General features: G+C 68.5%; 9 protein-coding genes. 3 read left to right on the top strand and 6 right to left on the bottom strand.

What is annotated here, in order from left to right:
• Window positions 1-3: 3 nt before the first annotated feature.
• From RSD66_RS01065 to RSD66_RS01055, 3 genes are all read right to left on the bottom strand, one after another.
• The gene (locus RSD66_RS01065) at window positions 4-471 is read right to left on the bottom strand and encodes a universal stress protein (protein WP_024354341.1); all 468 of its coding nucleotides are present in this window, start codon (window positions 469-471) and stop codon (window positions 4-6) included.
• A 255-nt stretch (window positions 472-726) separates the two neighbouring features.
• Complete coding sequence (locus RSD66_RS01060; protein WP_415288679.1) at window positions 727-5589, bottom strand: NAD-glutamate dehydrogenase; 4863 nt, start codon at window positions 5587-5589, stop codon at window positions 727-729.
• Between the two features lie 425 nt (window positions 5590-6014).
• The gene (locus RSD66_RS01055) at window positions 6015-7172 is read right to left on the bottom strand and encodes an AI-2E family transporter (RefSeq protein WP_024354343.1); all 1158 of its coding nucleotides are present in this window, start codon (window positions 7170-7172) and stop codon (window positions 6015-6017) included.
• Window positions 7173-7288: 116 nt separating this feature from the next.
• Between RSD66_RS01055 and RSD66_RS01050 the strand changes: the two genes are divergently transcribed.
• On the top strand, window positions 7289-8803 hold the full coding sequence (locus RSD66_RS01050; RefSeq protein ID WP_415288678.1) for a helicase HerA-like domain-containing protein: 1515 nt from the start codon (window positions 7289-7291) through the stop codon (window positions 8801-8803).
• 6 nt (window positions 8804-8809) lie between these two features.
• On the opposite strand, the gene RSD66_RS01045 is transcribed toward RSD66_RS01050, so the two are convergent.
• Together RSD66_RS01045 and timA are read right to left on the bottom strand one after the other, a co-directional pair.
• The gene (locus RSD66_RS01045) at window positions 8810-9946 is read right to left on the bottom strand and encodes an MltA domain-containing protein (protein WP_415288677.1); all 1137 of its coding nucleotides are present in this window, start codon (window positions 9944-9946) and stop codon (window positions 8810-8812) included.
• Window positions 9946-10563 (bottom strand): TIM44-related membrane protein TimA, encoded by a 618-nt coding sequence (timA, locus tag RSD66_RS01040; protein WP_415288676.1) that lies wholly within the window; start codon window positions 10561-10563, stop codon window positions 9946-9948. Before timA ends, RSD66_RS01045 begins: the two co-directional genes overlap by 1 nt.
• A gap of 254 nt (window positions 10564-10817) precedes the next feature.
• Between timA and secB the strand changes: the two genes are divergently transcribed.
• Window positions 10818-11345 (top strand): protein-export chaperone SecB, encoded by a 528-nt coding sequence (gene secB / locus RSD66_RS01035; RefSeq protein WP_119413186.1) that lies wholly within the window; start codon window positions 10818-10820, stop codon window positions 11343-11345.
• Window positions 11346-11450: 105 nt separating this feature from the next.
• Complete coding sequence (locus tag RSD66_RS01030) at window positions 11451-11792, top strand: putative quinol monooxygenase (RefSeq protein ID WP_119413185.1); 342 nt, start codon at window positions 11451-11453, stop codon at window positions 11790-11792.
• Here RSD66_RS01030 and dnaQ read toward each other — a convergent pair.
• On the bottom strand, window positions 11750-12475 hold the full coding sequence (dnaQ, locus tag RSD66_RS01025; RefSeq protein WP_119413184.1) for a DNA polymerase III subunit epsilon: 726 nt from the start codon (window positions 12473-12475) through the stop codon (window positions 11750-11752). The two genes, RSD66_RS01030 and dnaQ, sit on opposite strands and share 43 nt — an antisense overlap.
• Window positions 12476-12478: the final 3 nt, after the last annotated feature.

The following is a 12478-nucleotide window of genomic DNA, read 5'->3' as shown; positions in this document are numbered from 1 at the left end:
CGGTCAGGCCAGGTCCTGAATCTCTTCGTCGGTCAGTTCGCCGGGCACGATGGTGACGGGCAGTTTGCGGCCGGTGAAGGCCGCGCCCTGTTTCAGCACCGCCGAGATCAGCGGGCCGGGACCGCGACCGTTGGCCCCGGCCGCCAGGATCAGAATCTTGATGTCGGGGTCGTCGCCGACGGCCTTGCGGATGGCGGCCTGGGGATCGCCCTCCTCGATCAGATAGACGGGCGGGGCGCCCGAGGTTTCGGCCACCTTCTCGCCAAGCCGGGTCAGCAGGCTTTCCGCCTCTTCGCGCTGCTGACGGCGGATTTCATCACGGACGCCGGACCAGTGCTCGTCCGATCCGCCGGGCAGGGCGCGCAGCAGCACCACATGGCCCCCGGTCGAGCGCGCCCGCCGCGAGGCGTAGGCCAGGGCGGCGCCCAGCTCGGGACTGTCGTCTACGACGACGAGGAACTTCCTGGGCATGGGCCCTCCGGTTCACTGAACAGCAAGGCGCCACCTAAACCGACCCCGCCCCAAACGCCAAGGCCCGCCCGCCTCGCCAGACGACGAAACGGACGGGCCCTGATTTTACCGAAGCCGCCAATAGCACTCCAAGAAGCGCTCAAGCAGCAAGCCGCCGCGCGGCGAGCGATAGCGCCTCAAAAAGCGCTCAAGCAGCGAGCGACCGCGTCGCGAGCGTAGCGCGTGACGCCGGGCTCTCGCCCGGCGTCACCTTGCTTAAGAAGCCGAAGCCAGCACTTCGCGGATGGCCCCGTTGGCGATGGTCAGCTTGGCGAAGGTCCAGCCGGAGCCCGAGGTCTCGATCTCGTCGACCGAGCCGCGCAGGGCCTCCACCTGATCCATGCGAGCGCCGATCCAGGCGTCGACCGCCTGTTCCGCGCTGTCCTCGCCGGCGCCGGCTGCCTGGGCCGAGGCGGTGGCCACGGCGCGGGCCAGCTGCTGCTGCTCGGTCATCAGGTCCTGGATCAGGCGACGCACGGCCAGGCGATCGAAGTGATCGCCCGACGGCACGGACCCGGCCGCCACGCGCAGGCGGTCGAAGTCGAAGGCGGCGCCGACCTGGTGGTAGACGCGGGCCATCGCCGGAGCGTCCCAACCCAGTTCGCCGGCCAGGTCGCCGATGTCGGCCGTGGCCACCATCGGACGCAGCATGGCGATGTCGCGGGCCAGCTCTTCGGGCGCGCCCAGGCCGATGAAGGTCTGGACCCGGCTCTCGTAGCGGGCGTGCTCATAGCGCGACAGCACGTCCGGACCGGCGGCGCGCAGGGCGTCGGCGGCGGGCTGATAGGCGGCGATCATGCCGCCCACCGTCGTCTCGGTGCGGGCCGCGCGGCGCGCCAGCCAGAAGGTCTGGCGACGCAGGACCAGGGCGATCTCCTGATACAGAGCCGTCTGGGCCTCCGCCGGGATCTTCAGGTCCAGGGCCTCGACCGCCTTCCAGGCCTCATCGAGGCGGAAGACGTGGCGCGCGGTCTCGAAGGCCGTGACCATGGCGGCGGTGTCGCATTCCGCCGCCGCGCGCAGGCGGTCGGGGAAGGTCGGCCCGGCCATGTTGACGATCTCGTTCGACAGCACGGTGGCGATGATGTCGCGACGCAGGCGGTGGCCCTTCATGTCCTCTTCGAACTGGGCCAGCGGGGTGGGGAAGTAGTCGACCAGCATCCGCTCGAAGAAGGCGTCGTCCGGCGCCGCCGAGCCGACGATCTCATCGAACAGCTCCAGCTTGGAATAGGCGGTCAGGACCGCCAGCTCCGGCCGCGACAGGGCCTGGCCCTGCAGCTTCATCTCGGCCATGCGGGCGTCGTCGGGCAGGTATTCCACCGCCCGGTTCAGCTTACCGATCGAAACCAGGTGCTGCATGAAGGCCTGCTGGGCGTCCAGCGCTGCGGCGCCTTCGGCCTGTTGCAGGGTCAGGGCCAGGGTCTGGTCGTAGTTGTGGCGCAGGACGTTGTGCGCCACCTCGTCGGTCATCGACTTCAGCAGGGCGTTGCGGTCTTCGGCCTTCAAGTGGCCCGAGGCGATGGCGCCGCCCAACAGGATCTTGATGTTCACCTCCTGGTCGGAGGAGTCCACGCCGGCCGAGTTGTCGATGGCGTCGGTGTTCAGCCGCACGCCTGCGCGCGCCGCCTCGATGCGGCCCAGTTGGGTCATGCCCAGGTTGGCGCCTTCGCCGATGATCTGGGCGCGGATATCGCCGCCGTTGACGCGGATGGCGTCATTGGCCTTGTCGCCGACCTGCAGGTTGGTCTCGCCCGAACCCTTGATGTAGGTGCCGATGCCGCCGAAGTAGAGCAGCTCGGCGCGGGCCTTGAGGATGGCCTGCATCAGGGTGACCGGGTCCACCGTGTCGGCCTCGATGTCCAGCAGGTCCTTGATCTGCGGGGTCAGGGTGATCGACTTGGCCGAGCGCGAGAAGACGCCGCCGCCCTCCGAGATCAGGCTCTTGTCATAGTCCTGCCAGCTGGTGCGCGGGGTCTCGAACAGACGCATGCGCTCTTCCCACGACCTGGCCGGATCCGGGTTCGGGTCGATGAAGATGTCGCGGTGATCGAAAGCCGCCACGACCTTGGTCGCCTTGGACAGCAGCATGCCGTTGCCGAAGACGTCGCCGGACATGTCGCCGACGCCGACCACCGTGAAGGGCTCGGTCTGGATGTCCTTGCCGACTTCGCGGAAGTGGCGCTTGACCGCCTCCCAGGCGCCGCGCGCCGTGATGCCCATCTCCTTGTGGTCGTAACCGGCCGAGCCGCCCGAGGCGAAGGCGTCGTCCAGCCAGAAGCCATAGGACTGGCTCACGCTGTTGGCGATGTCCGAGAAGGTCGCCGTGCCCTTGTCGGCGGCCACGACCAGATAGGGGTCGTCGCCTTCCCAGGCCACGACGTCAGCCGGGCGCACCGGGGCGGCGTCGCCGACGATGTTGTCGGTGATATCCAGCATGCCCGACAGGAAGGTCTTATAGGCGCGAATGGCCTCGGCCTGCATTTCCTCGCGCGTGCCGCCGACCGGCAGCTGCTTGGGATAGAAGCCGCCCTTGGAGCCGACCGGCACGATGACCGAATTCTTGACCTGCTGGGCCTTCACCAGACCCAGGACCTCGGTGCGGAAATCGTCGCGACGATCCGACCAGCGCAGGCCGCCGCGCGCCACCGGGCCGAAGCGCAGGTGCGAACCCTCGATGTGCGGCGCCCAGACGAAGATTTCGCGGAACGGCTTGGGCAGGGGCAGGTCGGCCAGTTCCTGACCGGCGATCTTGATCGAGATGTGCGCCTTCGGGTGACCCTCGGCGTCGACCTGATAGAAGTTGGTGCGCTTGATCCCGTCGATCAGCCCGGCGATCCGGCGCAGGGCGCGGTCGTGATCCAGGCTCTTCACTTCCTGAAGCAGGGTCTCGATCTTGGCGTCCAGCTCGGCCACGGCCGCTTCACGCTCGGCGACCGAGCCGCCGTGGGCCGGATCGAACTTGGCCTTGAACAGCGACAGGATGGCGCGCGCCACGTCGGGATATTCGCGCAGGGCCGCTTCCTGCACCGCCTGCGACGGGTCCAGACCGGTCTGCTGACGATAGCGGGCCAGGGTGCGGATCAGGGCCGCCTCGCGCCAGTCGACGCCCAGTTCCAGCACCAGACGGTTGAAGCCGTCGCTCTCGGTGCGGCCGTTCCACACAGCCTTAAAGGCCTCTTCGAACGGGGTCTTGAGATCGGCGAAGACCAGGTCGGCGCCGTGCGGGTCTTCCAGCAGGAAGTCGTGGATATAGATCGGCTCCTGGCCGATCGCGCGCACCACGTGGTCGGATTCCTCCAGCGTCTTCAGGCCCATGTCGGCCAGGATCGGCAGGACGTCCGACAGCGGCACGGCCGAGCCGCGACGATACAGTTTGAAACGGAACTGCAGCTTGGTCTCGTCCGCCGTGCGGAAGGCGCGCACCGCCACCGGCTCGGCATGGACGCCATCGGCCGCCGAGCCGTCGTTCAGACGGTCGAACTGCTCCAGATCGGCCACGGCCTCGGCCGCGTCATAGCGGTCGCGGAAGGCGACGCCGAAGCCCTCGGCCCAGCGGGCGCTGGTCGGGCCGACGGCGGCTTCGTCCACCCCGGCCTGGCGCAGGGCGCGCTCGAAGCGGTCGATCCAGCTGCGGCCGGCCTCGGCCACCTCGGCCTCCAACGCCTTGAGGTCGGGAACCGGATGCTCGCCCGGCGTCACGCCGATGATGTAGTGGACGCGGGTCAGCGGCTGGTCCGACATCTGCGGATAGGCGGCCGACACCCGGCCGCCCCAGGCCTGGGCCAGAATGGCGCCGATACGCTGGCGCAGACCGGCGTCGTAGCGTTCGCGCGGCACGAAGCACAGCACCGAGACGAACCGGTCGAACGGATCACGGCGCGTGAACAGGCGGATGCGCGGGCGGTCATACAGGTGCAGGATGCCCAGCGCCGTATCCAGCAGCTCGTCCTCGCCGATCTGGAACAGCTCGTCGCGCGGATAGTTTTCCAGGATGGTGCGCAGGCGCTTGTGGTTGTGGCTGCCCGGCGCCTTGTCGGCGCGCGCCAGGGCGTTCTCGACCTTACGGCGCAGCAGCGGCACCTCATGCGCCATGACGTCATAGGCTTCATGGGTGAACAGGCCGACGAAGCGGGTCTCGCCCACGGCCCGGCCCTGATCGTCGAAACGCTTGACGCCGATGTAGTCCATATAGGCGCGGCGGTGCACGCGAGAGCGCATATTGCCCTTGGCCACCGTGACCGGCTCGCTCTCGTTCAACTGGGCCTGCATGGCGGGGGTCAGCACGGCCGGCTCATTGGCGCGGCGCAGGACGCGGCGTTCGGGGTCGCTGAGGACGCCCAGGCCGTCGGTCGACTGGCTCAGAGGCGCCTCGGCCTCATAGGCGCCGTCGGCGCGGCGCGGATAGTCGTACTGACGCGCGCCCAGGAAGACGAAATGATCGTCCTTGACCCAGCGCAGGAAGGCCAGGTTTTCGGCCAGGACCTCGCTCGCCACGCCGACCGGCGGATGGGCTTCCAGGCGAGCGATCTCGGCGCCCATCGCCTCCAGCATGGAGGCGTGGTCGCGCACGGCGACGCGGACATCAGCCAGGGCGGCCGCCAGCCCTTCGCCCAGGGCGTCGCGGCGCTCCTGCGGCAGGGGGTCGATGACGGCGATGATCAAGGAGTCGCGGCGTCCGGCCTCGACCTCGACGATCGGGTGGAACAGGGCGCGCACGGTGACGCCCGCCTCAGCCAGTTCGCCCAGCACGCTGTCGACCAGGAAGGGACCGTCGTCCTGCAGGATCAGGACCTGATCATAGCCCGTGTTGACGCCGTGCTCGTCGACCAGAGGACCGACGGTGATGCGGGCAGGCTCGCCCGCCTTGCGGGCCTGGGCGCCGCGCCAGGCGCCGGCCAGCAGGATCGCCAGATCGTCGCCGCCCAGTTCAGGCGTCTCATCGGCGGCGTAGTCGTCGAAGGCCTGGGCCAGCAGCGCCTTTTCGGGCGCTCCCGGCGGCGCTGCAATCCGCGCATAGGCCGCTTCCAGCGCTCCCAGGTCAGCGGGAACGGCGGGAACGATGCGCGAAGCAGCGGACATGACGACAGTCTCAAACGGCGCGGTGGAAAACCGCTGGGGAAAACTGCGGCACCTTAGCGCGCCCGGCGAGAACGGCTAGGCCGCTTGAGCGCCGAAATGCATGGATTTTCAGTGTGCAGCGCACCATGTGGCGCTAGAGGCCCAGTTGTGGACGGTTTTCCGCGTCAGCCCCGTGCATCGCAGCAGCAAAAGCCCCATTTCCGCCGCCTTCTGACAGAAACCGGTCCGGCGACAAACTGTCAGACTGGCCCCAAAAACGAACAAGGCCGTCGAACGATGTCCGACGGCCTGCTCGGTCCGGCGCTCAGGAGGGGGGAGGGGAAGCGCCGGCCTCAGACGCCGCGGCCCGGGAGGGGGAGGGGAGGGCCGCGTCGTGTGAGGATGAGATAGGCGTCGATTGCGGCCTTTCAAGGACAATTGAAGGATTATTTCAGGCTTCCATCCTGCGGCGGGACGTCGCGGCCCAAAATCCGTCCGAGCCAGGAAGAACCGCCCTTTGGTTTCGGCGCCTTGTCCGGCTTGCGGGCATAGGGCTCGCCATCGCCCGACAGCAGGACGGCGATCCACCGCGAGCCCTTGAACTCGGCCAGGATCGCCATGGCCATCACGGCCAGAGGCGTCGACAGGAACATCCCCGCCACGCCCCACAGCTTGCCCCAGAAGGCCAGGGCCAGCAGCACGACGATGGGGTCGATGTTCTGATTATCGCCCTGCATCCGCGGCTGCACCAGATTGCCGACCAGGAACAGCAGCACCTGAAGCCCGACGAACAGGACCGCCGCCGGCCAGTAGCTCTCGAACTGCACCAGGGCGAACAGGGGCGGGGCGCAGCCTGCGACCGCCCCGCCGAGCACCGGAATAAAGCCGACGATGAAGATGACGAAGGTCCAGAACTCGGCGTTCTGGAGCCCCACAGCCCGCATCAGCACCCAGGCTACGGCGCAGATCATCGCCCCGGTCACAGCCTGGACCCACAGATAGCCCTCGACCCCGCCGCGCACGCGCTCAAACACCTCCAGCGCCTCCTGACGCGGGCCGCGCTCGGGGAACATGCCGACCATCTTCTTGCGGAAGCCCGCCTGAGACGCCAGCAGGAAGCCCAGGTAGATCATGACGAAGAAGGCGCCGGTCGCCGCTCCCTGCACCTGGAAGGCGGCGCTGGTCAGCCAGCCGCGCACGTCGATGCCGGCGATCATGTCGTGAAAGGTCGGCGGATCGCTGACCCCGACCAGACCCGACACGTCGCGGCTGATCTGGTCGATGCGCGGGCCGATGCTGCCCGCCACGCCCGAGGCGTCGGTGAAGAAGCCCGCCGCCCCGTCGACGATGATCCAGATCGACAGCAGGAAGCCCAGCACCACGACGATCAGGGCCGCGGCGCCGGCGAAACGCGGCGGGATAGGCGTGCGGCGCTCGATGGCCCGCTTCACCCCGTCGATCATGATCATCAGGAACATGGCCATGGCCAGGGGGGTCAGGATGTCCCTGAGCCAATAAAGGGCCGCTCCTGCCGCCACGACAGCGATCAACACCACCGCATTGGAGGCTGGCGAAGAATGATTGACGGTGATCGGAAGCTTCATGTCGGGACTGTCGTCGTGGCTTGAACTCGCGTCAATCGCTGTAAACCGCCGAGGTTCCGCCTTGCAGCCGCGGCGCGGTCGATTAAGCATGGCTTGTCACGCAGGAGACCCGCTTCATGACCGACGCCCCCGCCCTGTTTCTCGGCCAGTCCTTTGAAGGCGCGCCTGAACGGCTGCTGCTGAACCGGGCCAATCGCCACGGCGTCGTGGCGGGCGCCACCGGCACCGGCAAGACCGTAACCCTGCAGATCATGGCCCAGGGCTTTTCCGAGGCGGGCGTGCCGGTCTTCTGCGCCGATGTGAAGGGCGACCTGTCCGGCATCAGCCAGGACGGCGGGCTTGAGAAGTTCGCCGAACGGGCCGGCAAGATGGGGCTGACGCTGAACGGCAAGGCGGCGCCCGTCGTCTTCTGGGACCTGTACGGCCAGAAGGGCCACCCGATCCGCGCCACCATTTCCGACGTCGGCCCGACCCTGCTGGCCCGGATGCTGGAGCTGAACGACGTGCAGGAGGGGGTGCTGACTGTCGCCTTCCACGTCGCCGACAAGGAAGGTCTGCTGCTGCTGGACCTGGAGGACCTGCGCGCCCTGCTGGCCTATGTCGGCGAGAACGCCCAGACCATCGGCCGTGAGGTCGGCAACGTCTCGCCAACCTCCATCGCCGCCATCCAGCGGGCCCTGCTTCAGCTTGAGCAGCAGGGAGGCAAGGCCTTCTTCGGCGAACCGGCCCTGCGGCTTGAGGACATGATGCGCACCGCCCTGGACGGCCGGGGCCAGGTGAACGTGCTGGACGCCACGCGGCTGATGAACAGCCCGCGCCTGTACGCCGCCTTCCTGCTGTGGCTGCTGAGCGAGCTGTTCGAGCAGCTGCCCGAGATCGGCGACCCGGAGAAGCCGCGCCTGGTCTTCTTCTTCGACGAGGCGCACCTGTTGTTCAACGACGCGCCCAAGGGCCTGCTGGAGAAGGTCGAGCAGGTCGTCCGCCTGATCCGCTCCAAGGGCGTCGGCGTCTATTTCGTCACCCAGAACCCGGCCGACATTCCCGACAGCGTCCTGGCCCAGCTGGGCAACCGGGTGCAGCACGCCCTGCGCGCCTATACCCCCGCCGAACAGAAGGGTCTGCGCGCCGCCGCCCAGAGTTTCCGCGCCAATCCCGCCTTCGACACGGCTGAGGCCATTCAGGCGCTGGGCGTGGGCGAAGCGCTCGTTTCAACTCTGGATGAGAAGGGCGCCCCCACCGTGGTGGCCCAGACCAAGATCCGTCCGCCCGACTCGCGCCTCGGCCCGGCGACCGAAGCCGAGCGCGCCGCGACCATGGCCGCCAGCCCGGTGCGCGGGGTCTATGACACCGCCGTCAACCGCGAGTCCGCCGAAGAGGTGCTGAAGGCGCGCCGCGCCCAGGCCGACCGCCTCGAAGCCGAAACGGCCACCGCCGCGGCAGAGGCCAAGGCGGCCGAAAAGGCCGCGCGTTCGGCGCCGGCTCCGCGCGCTCCGGCCACGCCCCGCCCCCGCGCGCCGTCCAACCGGCAGACCCCGGTCGAAGCCCTCACCAAGTCCGTGCTGCGCACCGCCGGATCGACCATCACCCGCGAACTGCTGCGCGGCGTACTGGGCAGTCTGAAGAAGCGATAGGCGTCCTCAGCCGCGCGGGATAAGGCGCCACATCCGCAAGGGGTGGCGCACCGCGCCCGCCTCATGCCCCGCCGCGTCGCCCCGCCCGATATAGAGGTCCGCGCGCACCGGGCCGCGAATGGCCGAGCCGGTGTCCAGCGTCATGACCAGGCCGCGATAGCTGGCGCGGGCGCCGCGCAGATTGCCGCCGTCCGCCTCGATCCAGGCCGCCTCGCCATAGGTCCAGCGCGAGGGGTCCACCGCGACCGAGCGTCGGGCAGGCAGGGGCACGCCCGCGGCGCCCGTCGCCTCATCGCCGTCATCGGGCCTGGTGGTGAAGAAGATATAGCGCGGGTTCAGCGCCATCACGCGGCGCGCCTCGGCCCCGCGATGCGCGGCCAGCCAGGCGCGGATGGCCTCGCCCGACGTGCCGTCGCGCGGCAGCAGGCCTTCGTCGGCCATGGGGCGGGCGATGCCCACGAACTTCGCCCCGTTGTCGGCGGCGTAGGCGGCGCGCAGGCGGGCGCCGTCGGGGAAGGTCAGGGTTCCCGAGCCCTGAATCTGCAGGAAGAACAGATCTTCCGCCTTCATCCAGGCCAGAACCGACGACTGAGCGGATCCGGCCTCGATGGCGGCGCGATCGCCGACGCTGGACAGATTGGCCGGGCGGCTGAGCACAGGCGCGTCGAACTCGGCGTCGGGCGTGCGGCGAGCCGGATATTCAGGCGCGAAATAGGCCGTCAGCAACCCCCGATCGCCATCATCGGTCTGGACCTCTGTCGCGGCGAAACGGCTTTCCAGGAAGGCGCGGGCGTCGCTGGGATTGGCGCGCGAGACAAGGGCGTTGGCGTCGCGACAGGTCTGGATCGCGATGCGCGACGGACCGCAACCGGCGGCATAGGCGCGCAGGGCCGCCAGATGGTCTTCCTCGGCCCAGCCGGGCAGGGCCGCCAGGTTGAGCTCGCCCGCAACCGGCGGGGGCGTCGGCCTGTCGACGGGCGGCGTAGGGCCGGGGGGCGTAGGGCCGGGGGTCGGGATCGGACGGGGCGTGGAGGCGCAGGCCGCCGCCAGCAGGGTCAGAGCTGCGACGCCCATCCAGGAAAGCGGAGCCGTAAGGAGACGGGCCGCGCCCGTCTGATCGAGGGACGCGGACCGGGCGATCATCAGGCGGTCGCCGGCTCGACGCGAGCCAGGGCCCAGTTGGGGTCGGACGTTCCCAGTCGCCGCTCAAAGGTCCAGATTTCGGCGGTGCGGCGCTCTTCAGTCACGGTCTCGCCGCCAGACGGGGTCAGGGAGCCGCGCACCTCGGCCAGGAAGCGCACCTTGGCCAGGGCGCGGTCGCCCTCGGCCGTGGCCAGCTCCAGATCGGCGCGCGGGGCGTGGACCAGTTCGGCGCTCTCGGCTTCGCCGCGCGCCTCACGAGCAGCGATGCCCGCCTCGAACGAGCCCATGACCTTGTCGGTCAACAGGGGACGCAGAGCCTCGCGGTCGCCCTTGGCGTAGGCGCCTACAATGGTCTCATAGGCCTGACGCGCGCCCTCCAGAAAGCGGTGGGGGTCGAAGTTCGGATCACGCGCCTTCAGCCCCGCGATCGCCGCCGTCAAAGCCGGATCGGCGACAGGCCCCTTGGGCGCCTCGGCCGCGCCGCCCAGCGCCGCCGGAACCGCAATCGGTTTCGGATTGTCCTCGGGCTGACGGCCGACCTTCTTGCCCAGCACATTATAGAGCTGGAACAACAGAACCGCCGCGATAACGGCGAAAATCACGATCTGAAAGGTCACCGGCACGGTGGGTTCCTCGATTTTAGTCAGGCCGCCTGTCGCACGTCAGAAGACGCCCGGCGGGCTCTCCCCCAAGCGAAAAGGCTGGGCGTACAATGTGATTAGGGGTCGATCCGGGCGGGCGCAAGGCGAAGCAGGGGGCGAACGCCGGTCTCGACGTTGCGACACAGGGTCTCGCCATGCTACCGCCGCCCCTCATGCCTGCTCGACGAACGAGCGGGACGCCTCATTTCTGCAAGACGGTTTCCATACCCATGACCGACGCCACGCCGCCCGCCGACGCCAACGGCCAGACGCCCGACCAAGCCCAGCCGCAGGACGGCCAGCCGCAAGGCCCCGGCTTCCGCATCCTGGCCCAGTACGTCCGCGACCTGTCGTTCGAGAACCCCAAGGCGCCGGACAGCCTGCGCATCGACGGCAAGCCCGCCATCGACATGGGCGTCGAGATGAACGCCCAGGGCCGCCCCGACGGCCTGTTCGAAGTCGACCTGAAGCTGTCGATCAAGGCCACGGCCGACGACAAGTCGCCGGTGTTTCACGTGGAACTGCTCTATGGCGGCCTGTTCGCCCTGCAGGGCGTCCAGCCCCAGGACATCGAGCCCCTGCTGCTGATCGAATGCCCGCGCTACCTCTTCCCCTTCGCGCGCCAGATCATCGCTCAGGCGACGGCCGACGGGGGCTTCTACCCGCCCTTCATGGTCGACCCGATCGACTTCGCCGCCATCTACATCGCCCGCCAGCAACAGATCGCCGGCGCCCCGGCCGAAACCGGCCAGGCTTGACGCTTGGGTCGCTAACGCAGGACGCACGGCGTCTTGCTGCTTGAGCGACATTTTATGTGGAAGGGGCGTCCTAAGGGGCGCCCCTTTCTTTTCAGGGATGGGTTGATGCTCAAGGTCATCGCCGAGGATTTCATCAAGCCTGAACTTATCGAGACGGTGCGGCCTCTCTACGCCGAGCTGGTGCGGCTGACGCGGCGGGAGCCGCTGTGCCTGGCCTATGATCTGTTCGAGGATCACAACCAGCCGGGACACTTCATCTTCATCGAGGAATGGCCCGATCAGGCCGCGCTCGACGCCCATTGCGCCAGCGAACATTTCCGCCGCCTGGTTCCCCAGATCGACGCCCGCCGGACCAGGCCCGGAACCTATATTCTGATGAAGCCCGTCCTGGCGGAATCCGCTGATCAAGCGGCTTCTTCAGCCTCAGCCTCGACCGTCACGCCATAGGCCGCCCACAGGCTGAAATCCTTGATCGTCGACTTGAGGAAGGCCAGGTGGGCCGCCTCTTCCTCGGCCGTGACGAAGGAGGGCAGGGGGCGCGGCCGGGCGCCATAGGCGGCGCGCACCGCGGTCTCCGCAGGACCGCCGCGCGTCGAGGTCAGGTCCAGCGCCCGCTCCTTGCCGCCGCGCAGCTCCAGATAGACCTCGGCCAGCAGGCGGGCGTCGATCAGGGCGCCGTGCAGGGTGCGCTCGACTAGGCTGATCTTGTAGCGCTTGCACAGGGCGTCCAGCGAGTTGGCCATGCCCGGGAACCGCTTCTGGGCCAGGGCCAGGGTGTCGATCCAACGGTCCTGCGGCGGCGGCTTGCGGCCGATGCGGCCGATCTCGAAGTCGATGAAGTTGCGGTCGAAGTTGGCGTTGTGCGCGATCAGGGGCGCATCGCCCAGGAACTCCATCAGGTCATCGACGACCTCATGAAATTTGGGCGCGTCCTTCACCTTGTCGTCGGTGATGCCGTGCACCTTGATGGCGTCCGGCGGGATCAACCGTTCGGGGTTGATGAAGCGGTGAAAGGTCCGGCCCGTCGGCAGCAGATCCTCGATCTCGATACAGCCCACCTCGATCAGCCGGTCGCCGGTCTTGGGATCAAAGCCGGTGGTTTCAGTATCAAGGACGATTTCGCGGGCCATGTC

Origin of the sequence: Brevundimonas sp. S1H14, assembly GCF_047716865.1 — a bacterium.
GTDB classification, from domain to species: domain Bacteria; phylum Pseudomonadota; class Alphaproteobacteria; order Caulobacterales; family Caulobacteraceae; genus Brevundimonas; species Brevundimonas naejangsanensis.
The sequence above is the reverse complement of the archived record's forward strand: the minus strand, read 5'-3'. Positions and strand labels throughout refer to the sequence as shown.